Origin of the sequence: Candidatus Rhodobacter oscarellae (assembly GCF_001078595.1) — a bacterium.
Taxonomy (GTDB): Bacteria; Pseudomonadota; Alphaproteobacteria; order Rhodobacterales; family Rhodobacteraceae; genus Rhodobacter_B; species Rhodobacter_B oscarellae.
The window spans coordinates 400,190-417,333 of record NZ_LFTY01000002.1 but is presented as its reverse complement, the minus strand read 5'-3'; the positions used below and the strand labels follow the sequence as shown (position 1 = coordinate 417,333).

Genomic DNA, 17,144 nt, shown 5'->3' with positions numbered 1-17,144 from the left:
TCTCTGGCCGATCTCGCTTTGCCCCGGCGGGCGGTGGCTTTGGGGCCACAATCGTTTGTGAGGCTCAGCGGGCGCGGAAGGTCAGGTAGTGCGGCACGCGCCCCTCGCGCAGCGCCTTCTGTTCGTAGCGGGTAGAGATCCAGTCGCCCCAAGGCTGGCGCCAATCCGCCGCGCTTTCGGCCAGCCAGTCGAAACCCGCCTTGGGCACCTCCTCAAGCGCCTGGCGCACGTAGTCGGGAATGTCGGTGGCAATGCGCAACTCTGCCCCCGGTGCCATGACATGCGCCAGCGGGCCCAGATATTCCGGCGTCACCGCGCGGCGCCGGTGGTGGCGCTTTTTCGGCCAGGGGTCGGGGTAGAGCAAGAAGGCCTTCTGCACCGCACCCTCGGGCAGCACATCGAACAGGTCGCGCACGTCGCCGGGATGGATGCGGATATTCTCTACCCCCGCCTGGCTGATCTTGCGCAAGAGCATCGCGACGCCGTTGATGAAGGGCTCGCAGCCGATGAAGGCGACATCCGGATGGGCCGCGGCCTGGTGCACCATGTGCTCGCCGCCGCCAAAGCCGATCTCTAACCAAAGCGGGCGCCCGTCCAGCCAATCAAGGTCCAACGGCGCGCGCGACGGGTTGTCCGACGGGTCCACTCCGGGCAGCGTCAGCGCACCAAGATCCTCCTCCAAGGCCACGACCTGCGCGGGCTTGAGCGTCTTGCCGTGGCGGCGGCCATAGAAGTTTCGGTGCGGCGAGCTAGGGTGATCGGTCATGGCCCGCCGCATAGGCCGGGCGCGCGTCTGAGGTCAACAGGCGAACCGCAAATCTGGGCGCCGATCGCCCGCACGGAGCCGATGCTGAGACTTTGCTTGCAAAGTCCAGCGCGGCGAGTACGGGCTCAAGATAGTATCCCCCGCGGGCGCCAGCCTGCGGGGGATTCAATTTAACAAAGCCTCCCCGACGGGGTCAGACCGCGTTTTTGATCGCCTCGGCCAGGTCGGTCTTCTCCCACGAAAAGCCCCCGTCCGCGTCCGGCGCGCGCCCGAAATGGCCATAGGCCGCGGTGCGCTGGTAGACGGGCTTGTTCATGCCCAGATGCTCGCGAATGGCGCGCGGGGTCAGGTCGATCGTATCCGCAATCGCGGCCTCGATCTTGGCGTCCGGCACCGCGCCGGTGCCGCCGGTGTCCACGTAGATCGACAGCGGCTTGGCCACGCCGATCGCATAGGCCAGCTGCAGCGTGCAGCGGCGCGCAAGCCCCGCGGCGACCACGTTCTTGGCCAAGTAGCGTGCCACGTAAGCTGCCGAGCGGTCGACCTTGGTGGGATCCTTGCCCGAGAACGCTCCGCCGCCATGCGGCGCCGCGCCGCCATAGGTGTCGACGATGATCTTGCGCCCGGTCAGCCCGGCGTCGCCGTCGGGTCCGCCGATCACGAACTTGCCCGTTGGGTTCACGTGCCACTCGGTGGCATCGGTCACCCAGCCTTCGGGCAGCGTCTCTAGGATATAGGGCGCGACCATGTCCTGCACATCCGCGCTGGTCATGTCGGGGTCCAAGTGCTGCGTCAACAGCACGATCGAGGAGACGCCCACCGGCTTGCCGCCCTCGTAGCGCACGGTCAGCTGCGATTTGCTATCGGGGCCCAGGCGGCTCTCGGTGCCGTCTTTGCGCACCTCTGCCAGGCGGCGCAGGATCGCGTGGCTGTAGAGGATCGGTGCGGGCATAAGCTCTGGCGTCTCGTCCACGGCGTAGCCGAACATGATGCCCTGATCGCCGGCGCCTTCGTCCTTGTTGCCGGCGGCGTCCACGCCCTGGGCGATATGCGCGGACTGGCCGTGCACGACGTTGCGCACCTCCATGGTGTTCCAGTGGAACTTGTCCTGCTCATAGCCGATGTCTTTGACGCATTCGCGCGCGATCTCTTCTATGCGCTTCAGCACGGCCTCGGGGCCGCGGGTCTCGCCGCCCACGACCACCAGGTTGGTGGTGGCAAAGGTCTCTACTCCGCAGCGGGATTCTGGATCTTCTTGCAGATAGGCGTCCAACACAGCGTCGGACACGCGGTCACAAACTTTATCTGGGTGGCCCTCTGAAACGGACTCAGAGGTAAAAATGTAATTCTGTCGGGACATAGACGCTCCATTGGATTAAAGCCCGCCACGTCAGGAAGCCGTTGTGGGGGCAGGTGCTAACCGCGTTAATCTTGGTGACCGCTAAGGTCAATGGGTTTCCGCCCGCATGCGTAACCAAGGGTTAAGAGACCGAGGATCAAGAGCAACGCCATGGGCGCATCCCCCGTGCGGCTGTAGAGCGTCGGCGCGGTGGCATGCGGCAGGAGCACATCCAGATATCCGGCCTCGTTCAGCGGCAGCGCGGCGGTGACCTGCCCAAGCGGGCCGATGACCGCCGAGACGCCCGTATTGGCCACGCGCACCATGGGCAGGCCCTGCTCTACCGCGCGCAGCCGCGCCTGGGCCAGATGCTGATAGGGCCCGACCCATTCACCAAACCAGGCGTCATTGGTGATCTGCAGCAACCAGTCCGGTCGCGGCTCGGCTCGGCTATATTGCGGAAAGATCGCCTCGTAGCAGATCAGCGGCATCGGCCTGCCCAGATCGCCCAGATCGAGCACGCGTGGGCCTGGGCCGGCAGAATAGCCATTGCCCGCCTGGCTGGCAAAGGCGGTGATACCGATGCGTGCCAGCAGGTTCCCTGCCGGGATGTATTCCCCAAACGGCACCAGGTGGTGTTTGTCATAGATGTCGGACAACGCGCCATCCGGCCCAAGCACCACAAGGCTGTTGTAGTACCGCCCCTCTTCGCCGCGCTGAATGCCAAGCACCACGGGAACGCCGCCTGCGGCCTCGGCGATCCGGGCCAGCGCCGGACCGGCGCGTTCCAGCAGCGTCGGCACGGAGGTCTCGGGCCAGATGATCAAATCGGGCTTGGTCTCGGCGGCGGCAGAGGTCAGCTCTAGCCCCCGTTCGTAGAAACCACGCACGTGGTCGGGATGCCATTTCAGGTGCTGCGGCGCGTTGGGCTGGATCAGGCGAAGGGTCGGGCTGTCGGCGGTCTGCACGAATGGCGTCTCGCGCGGCAGCCCGGCGGCGAAGACCGCTATGAATGCGGCGACGGTTATCCACGCCAGCACGCGGCGCCCGCGCCAAGAAGCCACAACAAGCGCCGGCACCAAAACCGTAAGCAGCGTCAGCCCATGCGGCCCGGTCCAGGCGGCGACATGCACCAGCGGCCAGCCAATCCAGACGTGCCCAATCAAAGCCCAGGGGAACCCGGTCAAGACGTAGGACCGCGCCAGCTCAGCCGCCGTCAGCGCCAATGCAAAGGCAATGGCACCTAAGGCGGCGCCCGGCGTCAACCGCTTTGCCAGCGCCAGCGCCGCCGCCCAGAACAGCGCCAGCCCGCCAGACAGGAACACAAGCGCGAACGGCGCCATCCAGCCGTGCCGCCAGGGGTCAACAAAGAAGGGCTCGACGATCCAGTTCAGAGCGACCGCGAAATAGCCCACACCAAAGAGCCAGCCGCGCCAAGCAGAGGCCCGTGGGCCGCCCGAGTGGGACTGGGCATAGAACAACCCGCCCATCGCGAGCAGCGTCAGCCAAGGCAACGACACAGGCGCCTGACCCAAAGCGGCCACACCGCCCAATAGAACCAACCAGAGGCTAGAGAACCGCGGCATCAGGCGCGAGCCATATGCAAAACACCCGGAATCTGTGCGCTTTGCCGATGGAACCGCGCCGCCGCGCCGTCATGGCGCTAGGGCCCCTCAGCCATAGGGACGCGCACGCGCAAGCGCTTGATCCGGCGAGGATCCGCGTCGACGATCTCAAACTCGGTGCCGCCCGGATGCGGGATCACCTCGCCGCGCGCGGGCACCCGCCCGGACAGCATGAAGACCAGCCCGCCCAGCGTGTCGATCTCTTCCTCGTCCTCGGCCTCGACCAGGCGCTGCCCGATCTCGACCTGGAATTCGTCCAGCGGCGTCTTGGCCTGGGCAAGATAGCAGCCTGGCTTTTCGAGCAGCCACAGCTCATCCTCTTCGATGTCGTGCTCGTCCTCGATCTCGCCGATGACCTGCTCGATCAGGTCCTCGATCGACACCAGCCCGTCAACGCCGCCATATTCGTCGATCACCAGCGCCAGATGCATCCGCTGGCTCTGCATCTTCTGCAGCAGCACTCCGATGGGCATCGAAGGCGGCGCGAATAGCAGCGGCCGCAGCATCTTGCGCAGCGAGAACCGCCCGCCGCCGCCATTGAAGCCATGGAACAGCGCGAAGTCCTTGAGGTGCACCATGCCCAGCGGGCTATCCAACGTCCCCTTATAGACCGGCAGCCGGGTCAGCCCGCTTTCGCGGAAGACCTTCACCAGATCATCCTTGTGGATGTCCACAGGGACAGAGACGATCTCTGCCTTAGGCACCGCCACGTCCTCCAGCTGCATGCGCCGCAGGTTAAGCATGCCCAATGTCGCCGCCGCGTTGGCGGTGCCGTTCATACCCGTATCTGGGTTCTCAGTTTTGGGAGTGTCGTCTCCTGGCGCCCAAAACGCCCCAACGAGCCGCCCGAGCAATCCGCCCGTGCTCGTCTCTGTCTGATCCTGCGCGCTTTGCGCTGCGCTAGAGGACCCGCTTTCCGCGTCGCCCATCTTACCTTTCCAAAATATGCAGACCGTTACGGCCCCAGACTAATATGGGTCAGCCACACCCAGTTTTGCAAGTATCTCCACCTCGATACGCTCCATCTCTGCGGCTTCCTTCTCACACATGTGATCGTAGCCCAGTAGATGCAAAATTCCATGAACCAGCAGATGCGTCACATGATCGCTGAAGGGTTTGCCCTGATCCGCAGCTTCGCGAGCGCAGGTCTGGAAGGCGATGGCAACGTCGCCAAGCTCTTCACCGGCGGGGGGCGAGCCATTCGGGTCGCGATCCTCGCTGGGCCAGCTGAGCACGTTGGTGGGCGCCGCCTTGTCCCGGAAATCGCCATTCAGCGTCGTGATCCGCGCGTCGTCGCAGCCCAGCACAACGGCCTCGCACCCGGCACCAAGCCCAAGATGTTCCGCCAAGGCCTTGGCCGCCCACAGTGCCAGCGCTTCCAGCCCGGCCTCGCGCCACTCCGGCGCCTCGATGATCACGTCGATCTCCATGCCCGCCATCCATCCCAAAGCCCCGGCATTGTCCAGCGGGAAAAAACTTTGAACCTTTCGCGCCGCCGCAACGACCCACATCCACAAGCACACCAAAGCCCCCAGGAGGACGCCAGATGTTCAAGTCGAAACTCACCACAGCGATCCTTGCGGTCACCGCCTCTGCGCTGATCGCAACTTCAACCAACGCAAACCCACGTGCTGGCAGCAGCGCGCCTTCCGGTATCCAGGACCCAGGTGCTGCGGTTGGCTTCAACCCCCAACCGGAGCCGCCCAAGACCAAGTACAGCTCTGGAAACTCGGTCAACCCGGCGTCGAAGTTCTTCTTTAACCCCCAGCCCGAGCCGCCCCCGCAGGCGATCCCCCAGCAGAACGCCCTGAAATAGCTCTCGCCCCTCCCGTCCTTGCGAGAGTCAACGGGGTCGGCCCCGTCCCCAATTGGCCGACCCCGTGCATTTCTTGAAGCGTTCCGTTTTTGAATAGAGACATCAAGTTGAAGGCAAACGCCCACAACATCGTTCAGTTCTGCCGCGTTTCGAATGAAGACCTGTCCAGTTCTTTTCGATCCGCTATAGGCAGTGATTCCAAAAGGAAAGGGCCGCCAAGCATCCCCTTGGCGGCCCTATTTTCTACACGGAGTCGTGGCTAGATTGGATCCGAGATCGGCGAGCCCGCCTTATAGGGCCCAATCGCGGTGTTCGGCGGCGCCGCACCCGAGCAGACCGGCTTGCCGTATTTGTCGAGCCGGGCGGAGAGGTAGCCCTCGGCCCCGTCGTCAATGATCCAGTGATCGCAGCCATTCGGGTCGATCCAGATCCCTGCGCGCAACTGGCTAAGGTGCTTGGTGTCGATGCCGCGGTCCACGGTCTTGTCTTCTTTGTTGTCCGCGCAAGCGCTAAGCCCGGCAGCAAGGGCAATCAGCGCGGCGCCTTTCAGAATTCTCATCTCAGTTCCCTTAATGTACCGCTGCTAGCGCAGGCAGATAATCTCAACACGGCGGTTCTTGGCCATCCCGGAGCGCGAGCCGTTCGAGGCCCGCGGGAAGCGCTCGCCATAGCCGCGCACATCCGCGATGCGCGCGCCGGTCGATTGCGCGATGGCAGCCACGGCATTGGCGCGGTTCAGCGAAAGCCGCATGTTGTACTCGTCACTGGCGCGGCTGTCGGTATGGCCCGCGATGATATAGCTCGTGGCGCCCGCACCCTGGAAGAACTGCTCCAAACGAGCCTTGCCATTGCGCGAGACACGGTGGCTGTCGGTCTTAAAGAGCTGATCTGAGTTCATAACCGCACAAGTATTGCCGCGACGGCAGACCGGGATGCCTTGGCGGGTCACGTGCGGGGTCATATACCCCTCCCAGCCGTCATCCATGACCCAGTGCTCGCACCCATCCGGGTCGACCCAAATGGTGGGCACGTAAGCCTCGCCAATAACTTCTTGCGCTTGCGCGGCCCCGGCGCTGCCCAGCGCGACGAGCGCGGCCATGGCAGCCCCAGCAAAACCTTTACGGAGAGCTTTGGAAATCCCTGTTACCACTGCTATCAATCCTCTGCCAGTGACTCTGTTTAGCAACTACAGACGCCGCATATGGCAGTACCACTCACAGCATCCCCCTTATGATGGGGAGTGTAGCAAGTTTGGGTGATTTGTGATGGGTCTTTTACTATATGTGGTCCAGAAAGTTAGAATCTTGGCAGTGCCTTGGCTCTAAGCTCGGCACACAAGTCGCGGAAGTTTCGCCCCTTTCCGCGGTTTCCCACAGGACAGCTTTGCGCGACCGAGAGCGCCGGCATGTGACCAAAGCCAAGGGGCCGCGCCTTGGAAAGCGCGGCCCCTCGTTTTGAGAGAGTGAGAGAAGTGCAGCTCGATCCGGGTGCCGCCTTGGCGCTGCTCAGCGCTGTCTTCGCTGGCGTCTGGCCCGTCTCGATTTGTGACTAGAATGGCGCGAAATGTGGCGAGAATGTGGCCGTCCGGCGCGATCAGGGCAATTCGGCCCTATTTGCCTGGCTATCGCCGAAAAACCAGCGTCAACCAGTCAACAATCTCCTCGGAATACTCCAGATTGAAGCCAAGATCGCCATAAGCCTGGCGAATCTCCTCGCCTTGATGCGTGAGGATGCCGGAAAGAATCACCACACCGCCGGGGGCGGTCGCCGCCCAGATGCTCGGCGCTAGATCCAGAAGCGGGCCTTTGAGGATGTTGGCAAAAATCAGGTCGAACGGCGCGGCGGCCTGTAGTTCGGGGTGGTCGAGCCCGACGGCCTCGACACAGCGCACGCGACCGGTGAGGTCGTTGGCGGCCAGGTTCGCCTCGGCGACCTCCACCGCGACCTGATCTATATCGCTGGCCCAGGGCGTGACCTCGGGCCAGACATGCGCCGCGCCCATCGCCAGCACCGCGGTGCCGCATCCGAGGTCCAGCACGGCCTGAGGCGCGGCGTCGCTGCGCGCTGCGATCCTATCCAGCGCCCGCAGGCAGCCCAGCGTCGTGCCATGATGCCCCGTCCCGAAAGCCATCGCGGCCTCGATCAGCAAAGGCACCCGGCCTGCGGGCACCTTATCCGCGTCGTGGCTGCCATAGACAAAGAACCGCCCCGCCTCGACCGGCGCCAGCTCGCGGCGCACATGGGCGACCCAGTCGACCTCGGGCAGCTCCGAGACGGCAAAATCCTTCGCCCCGAACGCCGCCGCCAGCACCGCGAGCGCCGCCGCGTCTGGGACGTCTTCGAAATAGCCGCCGACCTCCCAAAGGCCGGACCCGTCCTCCACCTCGAAGACGCCCACGCCGGTAGGTTCGGGATCAAGACGCTCCATGGCCTCGCCAAGCGCTTCGGCGGGCGCGCGTCCGGTCAGGGTCGTGAGTGCTGTATATGTTGTCATGCGCGCGCCCTACGCCGCACGGGCGAGCAGGTCAACCGGCGCGGCTAGATGGGCCGCGCTGGCACCCCTGCGACGCGCGCCCCCGGAGCGACATCGCGGGACACAACCGCGCCCGCCGCAATGATCGCGCCATCGCCCACCGTCACGCCCGGCAGGATCACCGCGCGCCCGCCGATCCAGACGTCAGCGCCGATGCGCACGGGCAGCGCCCGCTCGATCCCCTGCCCGCGCTTGACCGGATCACGGTGGTGGTCGGCGCAGTAGATATGCGCCCCGGGCCCGATCATGCTGCGGTCGCCAACCCGCACCGGCGCGCTGTCCAGCACCACGCAGCCCGCATTGAAATAGACCTGATCACCCAGATGCAGGTTGACCCCGTAAGAGCAATGAAACGGCGCCTCGACAAAACAATCCTCGCCGAAGCGCCCCAGCAAAGCCGCCAGCGGCGGCGCGCAGGCGCCGCGACCCCGAGGCTCCATGACCCGATGCGCATGGCAGGCATCGCGGGCCCTGGCCCGCCGCCCCTCAAGCGCATCCGTCAGGCAGGAATACCAGGCGCCGTTCTCGACCCCTGGCAATGCGTTTTTCACGCGTCGACGCCCGCCGGGCAGGTCACGCCGGTGCCGCCGATCCCACAATAGCCGGCCGGGTTCTTGGCCAGGTACTGCTGGTGGAAGTCCTCAGCGTAGTAGAATTCCGGCGCGGGCAGGATCTCGGTGGTGATGTCGCCATAGCCCGACGCAGTCAGCCGGGGCTGGAAGTCGGTCTTGGCCCGTTGCGCCGCCGCGGATTGCGCCTCGGAATAGGTGTAGATGCCCGAGCGGTACTGCGTGCCCATGTCGTTGCCCTGGCGCATGCCCTGGGTCGGGTCGTGGCCCTCCCAGAAGACCCGCAGGAGCTGCTCGTAAGAGATCACCGACGGATCGAACACCAGATGCACCACCTCATTGTGGCCGGACTTTCCGTCGCAGACCTCCTCGTAGGTGGCGTTTGGCGTGTAGCCGCCCGCATAGCCCACGGCGGTCATCCAGACGCCTTCAAGCTTCCAGAACATCCGCTCGACGCCCCAGAAGCAGCCCATGCCGAACATGGCTTGCTCGAACCCGGCGGGGATCGGCGCCTTGAGCGCGCGTCCGTTCACGAAATGGGTCTCGGCGGTGGGGATCGGCGTGTCGCGTCCGGGCAGCGCCGCGGATCGCGTCACCATCTCCATCTTCTTGCGTTGGAACTGGAACATATCGCTCTCCCTTTTAGCTTACTTAACAATATGGGTGGAAAATGGCGTTCCCGCCAGTGCCAATGCTGCGGACCCACGGCGTCGTGATTTATGCGCCATCACGGAACAGCTCGGCGGCCTGAAGTTTCAAGCAGTCGGAATATCTGACCCTGCACCCCGCCCGACCTGGGGCGGTTCGCGCATGTTTTCTCAGGCGCTCTTGAGCATTGGCCGCACCGCGCCGCCCTCTGACCACGCGCGCGCCGCATCACCGAAGGCCCCAAAGAGCGCCTGGCTCACCGGGTCCTCGGTCGAGTTGAACTCTGGATGCCACTGCACCGACAGCGTGAAGCCCGGCGCGTCCTTGACGTATAATGCCTCGGGCGTGGTGTCATCCGCGCGCCCATCAATCACGATGCGCTCGCCGGGCTCTTCGACCCCCTGCCCGTGCAGCGTGTTGGTCATGACCTGGGTCTTGCCAAAGAGGCGATGGAACACGCCACCCTCGGTGAAGGTCACGCGCTGGCGCAGCTCGGATATCTCCTCCCACGTGCCCTCAGGCGGCATGCGGTGGTTCATCCGCCCGGGGATGTCACGGATCTCGGGGTGCAGGGTGCCGCCGAAGGCGACGCTCACCTCTTGGAAGCCGCGGCAGACGCCCAGATAGGGCTGCCCGCGCTCGGTCAGCGCCTTGATCAGGGGCAGCACCACGGCGTCGCGCTCACGATCAAAGTCGCCATGCGCCTCGGTCGGTTCATGCCCGTATTCCTCGGGGTGCACATTGGGGCGCCCGCCTGTCAGCAGAAAGCCGTCGCATTGCTCCATCAGGTCGCGGTAATCCACCAGATCGGGGTCGGAGGGGATGATCAGCGGGGTGCAGCCCGCAGACTTTGCCACCGCCTGGGACGACATGTAGCCCCCCGCATGCACCTTGTAGGTGTCCGAGATCATATGGATGTTGCCGATGATGCCAATGATGGGCCGGGGCATGGGTCCTCACGAAATTTTGTTCAGTACTGTGTAATACCAGAACTTCATTAATGAAAGGCGCAGTGGCGCACAGCGCAACCGCACCCTTTGTTTTCTGGGCGAACGCCCGATTTTTTGGCATTCGCCGGGGCAATGTCCTAGCGGAACAGCGCGTTGATCTCCGCCGCGCTGATCGAGCGGGAGTTGTCATTGCGGCGGCAGTCATCATTAGCCGGGTTGCCGTCGATATAGATGTCGGGGTCATAGTTGATCGACGCGCGGAAGCCCGAGGGGAACTCGTTCGCGAGATTCCAGTTCACGTCATGGCGCAGCACGAAGTGGCTGCCTGCGTCCAGCCGCGTGAAGTCGCGGCGCGCGTTGGCGCGGCCGAAGTCGTCGCCGATCATCGCGGTCTGCTGGTTGCGATTGGACACCCAGTTGATGCCGCCGACATTCTTGATGACGGCCTCGATGCGCACCCGGTTGCCGCCCATGCGGCGCGCGGTGATGGACTGCACGCCGGGCGCCGGGCAATTCACGCCGATCCGGCCAGTCAGCGCGGGCAACGGCCGGCCCTGGTTGATCAGGCTATCGCCGAGGTTCACGCCATTCAGCTTGCTCAACGGAATGAGGTTCTGCGCTGAAGCAGCCGAGGCGCCTGCAATAAGCGCGGCGGCAGTGACGAGGGTGGCGAGGGTCTTGCGGTACATGCGATTGCTCCATTGGCTAAGTTAGTGGTCCTTGCCGGGAGCTGTATGTCTTCTCAGTAGAGCTCCCCAACGCACATAAGTCGGGGCGACTCTGGTTAGGGTTCAATTATCTATCTGATACCCATCCGATTTCTATCTGATCACAAACCTGCATTAGGGACACGCAAGCGACTCCCCGGCGTCCCAACAAGGACACCGGGGTCGAACGTGTATAGCTCAAATCTAGTCGCATTGAGCCCGTTGGGTGGTCCTGTCCTAGGGTTGCCCGGTTGCGCCGGGAGTACCGCCACCAGTTGTCGGCGTACCGCCACGAGTTTGAGACGGATCGTCCCGACCATTAGGGGGGGTCTGGGGCGGTGGGCAATTTGGATCATACGTCGTCAGGGTTGTGTCACAATCGTCCGGAGGCAAACACTGCTCCGGGGGCGCCGCCCCGGGAATGTAGACACCCTCAACGCAGCCTTCGGGTTCACCAAGCTTGTTGTAGAAAAGCTCTCCCCGGATGGGTGTTGGGGCCTCCGGCTGACCACAGCCCCAAAGCACCATGGGCGCCAACAATATTATTGAGTATGTTTTCTTTCTCATTATTCGCTCCACATTTGATACCAAAGTAATTGTCACCATCATGCACAAACTTCGTCTTCTATCAATGTGTATTAATGATCTATGTGCTATGACCAGCGGCAGACAATACGACTCTTGACGCCCTATTGAAGCTTCCCCGCGGGGCCCCTACCCTGCGCTGACCCCCAATTCAGCGCCGGAGCCCCCCCCGATGAAAGACGCCGCCCCTAAGACGATCCGCCTCTCGGACTACACGCCCTTCGGCTATCTGATCGACCGGGTGGACCTGTCCTTCGCGTTGCATCCCAGCGCCACGCGGGTGCGGTCGCGCATCGCCTTCCGCCCGAACCCCGAGGCCACGGACAGGCGGTTCTTCCTGCATGGCGAAGAGCTTTCGCTGATCTCGGCCAGCATCGACGGCGTGGCCGTCACCCCGCGCGAGGTCCCAGGCGGCATCGAATGCGATGTGCCAGACGCGCCCTTCACTTGGGAGGCCGAGGTGGAGGTGAACCCAGAGGCCAACACCTCGCTGAACGGACTTTACATGTCCAACGGGATGTATTGCACGCAATGCGAGGCGGAGGGCTTCCGCAAGATCATCTACTACCCCGACCGGCCCGACGTGATGGCGCCCTTCACCGTCGAGATCGAGGGCGACACGCCCGTCAAGCTGTCCAACGGCAACCCCACCGGGCCCGGCGCCTGGGATGACCCCTGGAAGAAGCCCGCCTATCTCTTCGCGCTGGTGGCGGGGGACCTGGTGAGCTTTGACGATCAATTCACCACCATGTCGGGCCGCAAAGTGGACCTAAGGATCTGGGTGCGTTCCGGGGACGAAGGCAAATGCGCCTATGCGATGGACGCCCTGAAGCGCTCGATGAAATGGGACGAGGAGATGTACGGCCGCGAATACGACCTGGATATCTTCCAGATCGTCGCCGTGGATGACTTTAACATGGGCGCGATGGAGAATAAGGGGCTGAACATCTTCAACTCCAAATACGTGCTCGCCAGCCCCGAGACCGCCACGGATCGCGATTACGCTTTCATCGAGGGCATAATCGCGCATGAGTACTTCCACAACTGGACGGGCAACCGGATCACCTGCCGCGACTGGTTCCAGCTTTGCCTCAAAGAGGGGCTCACGGTGTTCCGCGACCAGCAGTTCTCGGGCGATATGCGCAGCCACGCGGTGCAGCGGATCGAGGACGTGCAGCAGCTGCGCGCGCGGCAGTTCCGCGAGGATGCCGGGCCGCTGGCGCATCCCGTGCGGCCCGAGGAATACATAGAGATCAACAACTTCTACACTGCGACCGTGTACGAGAAGGGCGCCGAAGTGATCGGCATGCTCAAAACGCTGATCGGCGAGGAGGCCTATTATAAGGCGCTGAACCTCTACTTTGAGCGCCATGACGGGGATGCCGCCACCATCGAGGACTGGCTGAAGGTGTTTGAGGACAGCACTGGCCGGAGCCTCAAGAAGTTCAAGCATTGGTACCAGGAAGCGGGCACGCCCAGGCTGTCGGTGGAGGAGAATTTCCACGATGGTCGCTACAAGCTGACCTTCCGCCAACAGACCCCACCAACGCCGGGCCAACCGCAAAAGAAGGCCCGCGTGATCCCCATCGCACTTGGGCTTCTGGGCACGGACGGCCAGGAGGTGCTGCCGACCACCGTGATCGAGATGGACAAGCCGCAGCAGAGCTTCACGGTGGAAGACCTAGCAGCCAAGCCGGTGCCCTCGATCCTGCGCGGTTTCTCGGCGCCGGTGATCCTGGAGCATGAGGTCTCAAGCGCCGACCGCGCCTTCCTCCTGGCGCATGACACCGACCCGTTCAACAAGTTCGAAGCTGGGCGCGCCCTGGCGAAATCGGTGCTGGTTGCGATGCTGACCGAGGGCGCCGCACCGGACTCTTTGTTCCTGGGCGCGATGCATGACATGGTGCGCGACGAGACACTGGACCCGGCCTTCCGGGCCTTGGCGCTGGGGCTGCCCTCGATCGACGACATCTGCCAGACGCTGCACGAGGGCAGCGTGGTGCCGGACCCGCAGGCGGTCTACACGGCGCGCGAGACGCTGGGCGCGGCTTTGGCCGGGGCGATGGGCGAAAGCCTGCGCGGGCTCTACGCCCAGCACCAGGTGGCCGGGGCCTATAGCCCCGACGCGGGCGCCGCGGGCCAGCGGGCTCTAACGAATGCCGCGCTGGGGCTGCTCACGCATCTCGACGGCGGCGCGCTGGCCGCAGAGCAATTCTCCCAGGCTGACAACATGACCAACCAGGTGGCCGCGCTGGGCTCGCTCATCCAGAATGGCTCGGGGAATGACCAGACCGCCGCCTTCTATGACCAATGGAAGTCCGACCGGCTGGTGATCGACAAGTGGTTCGCGCTGCAGACCAGCATGACGCCACCGAGCCGCGCGATTGAAGTGACGGCTGCCCTGACTGAACACGCCGATTTTGATTGGAAGAACCCTAACCGATTTCGTTCGGTGCTGGGCGGGCTGGCGATGAACACGGCGGGGTTCCACCGCGCGGATGGGGCGGGCTACGCGTTGCTCGCGGATTGGCTGATCCGGCTGGACGCGCTGAACCCGCAGACAGCGGCGCGCATGACCGGCACGTATGAGACCTGGAGGCGCTTTGATGCGGACCGGCAAGGGCTGATCAAGACCCAACTGGAACGCATCGCGGGCACCGAGGGGCTGAGCCGGGACACGACAGAGATGGTGACCCGTATCCTGGGTGCCTAGGCCGCAGGCGTGACAAGCCTGACCGCCTGTGCCAGATTGGCTGCATAGATCGAGCTCTAGGGTATCGTTATGCCATTTTTGATCGCATTATTGGGCATCGCGGGTGCGGTGATCTTCTGGATGTATCGCGCGCGGGACGCGGCGAACGCGGCCTCGGACCTGGCCGACATGGCCGGTGATGTGGTCTCGGCGGCGCGGCGGTTCGGGTTCCGGCGGCGCTATAACACGCACCCGGTGGACTCCATAGAGGACGCAGACCTCGCTGTGGGCGGGTTGGGCGTGGCCTTCTTGCAGCTCGGCGGCACGCCGACGGCAGAGCAGCGCGCGGCGCTCTTGATCAGCCTGCAATCGCAGCTCGGCCTGGACCGCGAGAAGGCCGAGGAGCTGGACGTTCTGGGCCAGTGGTTCGTGAACGAATGCAACGGCCCAGCCCCGGCCGTATCCCGACTGAGCAAACGGCTCTTTAAGCTCTCCGGCGCAGAGCAATTCGAGACAGTCATTGGCGTGGCCGGCGATGTCGGCGCGGCGAATGGCGGTGAACTGAGCGATCAGCAGCGCGACGCGCTGGGCGATATCAAGAACGCGTTTCGGATCCGGTAACACGCCATGCAGCACTCCCGCGCCCGCCCAGTTTCGATTGTTCCACCGATTCGGTTAACATTCACCGAAGATCCGCCTGCGCCAAAGCGCCCCATACCTGTTCTGGCGTCGCCGCGCCCCTTGCCCCGAGCGCCCGCAGCGGCTTGTCCGCGAGGACGTTCGTCAAACCTGCGCGCCGAAGGCGCTCCTTTTGGCAACAGCTACCGCGCGCAGTAGGGCTGCGCGCGGGTCCAGGCGGACATCTCGGCGCGCTTGCTCGCGGAATGGAACGGCCCCCAGTCGCGCATCCCGCGCGTCACCGAGCCGCGCTTGGGCACCTGCCGCGCGGCGATGCGCACCGCGCAGCGCAGGTTCGCCTCACCGTCCAGCAGGGCTTGCCCGCTGGTCACCGCGCAGCCATGGAACCGCGCCGTCGCCGGCGCGATCTGCACCAGCCCGAACCAGCGCCCGCCACCGCCAACCGCGGCAGGATTCCACGTGCTCTCATGCTTGGCCAGCGCCGAGAAGAGCCCCGCCCAGAACGCCTGCCGCGCCTCGACAGAGGCGCCCTCGTAGCCAGGGCACCACTCGGCGATGTCACTCGGCACCAAAGCGGGCAACGCCGCGCCATGCCCCGCCAGGGCCTCCAAAGTGGCCGCGGTCCAGGCAGGGCCCTCGGCGCGGAAGTCCCAGCGCATGGGCGGCGCCTGAGAAACCTCGACCGGCTCGGTCCGCGCACCACAGGCCGCGATGCCAAGAGCAAAGAGGATGATGAGGTTTCGCATGGCACCCCTGATCGCCCGCGCCGGTCGCGATGGCAACAGCGCAGCTCCCACCTCGGCGGAAACCCGACCATTTCTGCCCCGGACCCGCCGCGGCTTATTCGGGATCCTTTGCCGCCGAGAAAAGCCCCGTCAGAGCGCGCCGTACCAACCCAGTCACCCGCGGCGGCGCCTGCGCCTCGAAGGGCAGCGGACGGCAGACCTCCATCGCCGCCACGCCGACGCGTGCGGTCAGGGCCCCGTTCACCACGCCCTCACCGAAGCGGCGCGAGAGCTTGCCCAGAAGGCCACCGCCGGCGACCGAGCCGATCAGGTCGTCGCCCACCGCCACCGCGCCCGTAGCCACCAGATGCGCCATCACCGCGCGAGTCAGCCGCCAATTGCCCAAGGCCCCGCTGCGGCCGCCATAGATCTCGGCGATGCGCCGGATCATGCGCAGGTTGGCAAAAAGTGCGGCGGCCACATCGGCGAAGGCCAGGGGCACCACGGCGGTCACGGTGGCAACCTGGCGGGCGGCGGCCTCGATCTCGCGGGTGGCGGCTTGATCCAGCGGTGCCAGCAGCACCTGCTCGGCCAGCGCCAGATGGCCGCCCGTGTCGAACACATCGCCCTGCCGCTCGGCGAAGCGCGCCAGCGCCCAGTCCATCTCGGCCCGCCCGCGATAGAAACGGGCCACGCGCGCCGCCACAGCGCGCGCGGCGTCAACGTCAGACGCCGCCGCTGCGGCCTGGCGCAACCCGTCGATCCGGCGCAGACGGGCAAAGCCCGCGGCCTCCCGCACCGCAAGCGCGCAGGTCACAAGCGCAAGGATCGCGACCAGGATGGTCGCCGCCCCTCCCAAGAGAGCGTTGCGCGCCAAGAGCCCCGCGACGAAATCCCACAAAGCCACCGAGGCCACAAACCCCACCAACGCCAGAAGCAAAGCCCAGAACCAGCGCCCAAGCCGAGAGCCGGGTCGCGCCGCCACCTGCACTGCGCGTTCCATGGCAGCGGCGGGCCGCGGCGCGGCCTCGACCAAAGGCGCCTGAGCCGGAGAGACCTCTGGCGCCGCGTCCAGCTCGATCAGCACAGGTCCTGCCGCTTTGCTGTCGCTCATCCCGACCGCTCCCATATCAGCCGGACATCCGGCAGCTTCTCGTCATTGCGCGCGCCGGCGGTCAGCTCGACCTCGCGGAAGCCCTCCCGGGCGTAGAAAGCCCGCGCGCCGGTGTTGGCTTGGAAGGTCCAGAGCTCTAATTCCGGCACCTGCGCCTTGGCGTGATCCAAGAGTGCCTTTCCATATCCCTGCCGCTGTGCCGTCGAGGCAAGATAAAGCGCGTGGACCACACGCCCCTGCCGCGCCAAAAACCCGTGCACCCCGCGCCAGTCCTGCAATACTTGGACGTCACAGATCTCGATGAGATGGCGCAGGAAACCCAGATCCTCCTTGGGTGTATGTAGGTTGGGCATCCATTCGGTCTCGCGGATCCACTCCCCGAGTATGCGCGCCAGCCGCGGCGCGTGGCGGGGCTGCGCCGCCGCGATCCTCATCG

At 64.8% G+C, this 17,144-nt stretch carries 18 protein-coding genes and 1 riboswitch; of the genes, 3 read left to right on the top strand and 15 right to left on the bottom strand.

What is annotated here, in order from left to right; all coding sequences use genetic code 11:
* Nucleotides 1-64: 64 nt before the first annotated feature.
* The 5 genes from trmB to ybeY form a co-directional block, all read right to left on the bottom strand.
* A complete protein-coding gene (gene trmB, locus AIOL_RS07075) occupies nt 65-778 on the bottom strand; it encodes a tRNA (guanosine(46)-N7)-methyltransferase TrmB (RefSeq protein ID WP_152912415.1) in 714 nt (237 codons plus the stop codon).
* A 181-nt stretch (nt 779-959) separates the two neighbouring features.
* Complete coding sequence (metK, locus tag AIOL_RS07070) at nt 960-2,126, bottom strand: methionine adenosyltransferase (RefSeq protein ID WP_049642344.1); 1,167 nt, start codon at nt 2,124-2,126, stop codon at nt 960-962.
* A 3-nt stretch (nt 2,127-2,129) separates the two neighbouring features.
* Nucleotides 2,130-2,179, bottom strand: a riboswitch (SAM-SAH riboswitch).
* Between the two features lie 12 nt (nt 2,180-2,191).
* Nucleotides 2,192-3,691: an apolipoprotein N-acyltransferase gene (gene lnt, locus AIOL_RS07065; protein WP_049642343.1), complete on the bottom strand. Its 1,500-nt coding sequence runs from the start codon at nt 3,689-3,691 to the stop codon at nt 2,192-2,194.
* Nucleotides 3,692-3,768: 77 nt separating this feature from the next.
* The gene (locus AIOL_RS07060) at nt 3,769-4,509 is read right to left on the bottom strand and encodes a transporter associated domain-containing protein (protein ID WP_394298921.1); all 741 of its coding nucleotides are present in this window, start codon (nt 4,507-4,509) and stop codon (nt 3,769-3,771) included.
* A 189-nt stretch (nt 4,510-4,698) separates the two neighbouring features.
* Nucleotides 4,699-5,160, bottom strand: a complete 462-nt coding sequence (ybeY, locus tag AIOL_RS07055; protein WP_049645301.1) for an rRNA maturation RNase YbeY — start codon at nt 5,158-5,160, stop codon at nt 4,699-4,701.
* Nucleotides 5,161-5,276: 116 nt separating this feature from the next.
* Between ybeY and AIOL_RS07050 the strand changes: the two genes are divergently transcribed.
* Nucleotides 5,277-5,546, top strand: a complete 270-nt coding sequence (locus tag AIOL_RS07050) for a hypothetical protein (protein ID WP_049642341.1) — start codon at nt 5,277-5,279, stop codon at nt 5,544-5,546.
* Nucleotides 5,547-5,805: 259 nt separating this feature from the next.
* Here the strand turns inward: AIOL_RS07050 and AIOL_RS07045 are convergent, their stop codons facing one another.
* From AIOL_RS07045 to AIOL_RS07015, 7 genes are all read right to left on the bottom strand, one after another.
* Nucleotides 5,806-6,105: a hypothetical protein gene (locus AIOL_RS07045; protein WP_049642340.1), complete on the bottom strand. Its 300-nt coding sequence runs from the start codon at nt 6,103-6,105 to the stop codon at nt 5,806-5,808.
* A gap of 24 nt (nt 6,106-6,129) precedes the next feature.
* On the bottom strand, nt 6,130-6,645 hold the full coding sequence (locus AIOL_RS07040; protein ID WP_049642339.1) for an OmpA family protein: 516 nt from the start codon (nt 6,643-6,645) through the stop codon (nt 6,130-6,132).
* 522 nt (nt 6,646-7,167) lie between these two features.
* Complete coding sequence (locus AIOL_RS07035) at nt 7,168-8,040, bottom strand: 50S ribosomal protein L11 methyltransferase (protein ID WP_049642338.1); 873 nt, start codon at nt 8,038-8,040, stop codon at nt 7,168-7,170.
* 44 nt (nt 8,041-8,084) lie between these two features.
* The gene (locus tag AIOL_RS07030) at nt 8,085-8,630 is read right to left on the bottom strand and encodes a sugar O-acetyltransferase (protein WP_049642337.1); all 546 of its coding nucleotides are present in this window, start codon (nt 8,628-8,630) and stop codon (nt 8,085-8,087) included.
* The gene (gene msrA, locus AIOL_RS07025; protein ID WP_049642336.1) at nt 8,627-9,277 is read right to left on the bottom strand and encodes a peptide-methionine (S)-S-oxide reductase MsrA; all 651 of its coding nucleotides are present in this window, start codon (nt 9,275-9,277) and stop codon (nt 8,627-8,629) included. The genes AIOL_RS07030 and msrA overlap by 4 nt, the downstream gene beginning before the upstream one ends.
* Before the next feature lie 189 nt (nt 9,278-9,466).
* Nucleotides 9,467-10,246, bottom strand: coding sequence for a gamma-glutamyl-gamma-aminobutyrate hydrolase family protein (locus AIOL_RS07020; RefSeq protein ID WP_049642335.1), 780 nt, complete (start codon nt 10,244-10,246; stop codon nt 9,467-9,469).
* Nucleotides 10,247-10,383: 137 nt separating this feature from the next.
* Nucleotides 10,384-10,935, bottom strand: a complete 552-nt coding sequence (locus tag AIOL_RS07015) for a hypothetical protein (RefSeq protein ID WP_049642334.1) — start codon at nt 10,933-10,935, stop codon at nt 10,384-10,386.
* A 775-nt stretch (nt 10,936-11,710) separates the two neighbouring features.
* Here AIOL_RS07015 and pepN point away from each other — a divergent pair.
* Nucleotides 11,711-14,251, top strand: a complete 2,541-nt coding sequence (gene pepN / locus AIOL_RS07010; protein ID WP_049642333.1) for an aminopeptidase N — start codon at nt 11,711-11,713, stop codon at nt 14,249-14,251.
* Between the two features lie 69 nt (nt 14,252-14,320).
* Nucleotides 14,321-14,851, top strand: coding sequence for a hypothetical protein (locus tag AIOL_RS07005; protein ID WP_049642332.1), 531 nt, complete (start codon nt 14,321-14,323; stop codon nt 14,849-14,851).
* A gap of 200 nt (nt 14,852-15,051) precedes the next feature.
* On the opposite strand, the gene AIOL_RS07000 is transcribed toward AIOL_RS07005, so the two are convergent.
* From AIOL_RS07000 to AIOL_RS06990, 3 genes are all read right to left on the bottom strand, one after another.
* Nucleotides 15,052-15,615 (bottom strand): transglycosylase SLT domain-containing protein, encoded by a 564-nt coding sequence (locus AIOL_RS07000; protein WP_049642331.1) that lies wholly within the window; start codon nt 15,613-15,615, stop codon nt 15,052-15,054.
* A 94-nt stretch (nt 15,616-15,709) separates the two neighbouring features.
* Nucleotides 15,710-16,708 (bottom strand): YcjF family protein, encoded by a 999-nt coding sequence (locus AIOL_RS06995; RefSeq protein ID WP_049642330.1) that lies wholly within the window; start codon nt 16,706-16,708, stop codon nt 15,710-15,712.
* Nucleotides 16,705-17,142: a GNAT family N-acetyltransferase gene (locus AIOL_RS06990; RefSeq protein WP_049642329.1), complete on the bottom strand. Its 438-nt coding sequence runs from the start codon at nt 17,140-17,142 to the stop codon at nt 16,705-16,707. The genes AIOL_RS06995 and AIOL_RS06990 overlap by 4 nt, the downstream gene beginning before the upstream one ends.
* Nucleotides 17,143-17,144 lie beyond the last annotated feature (2 nt).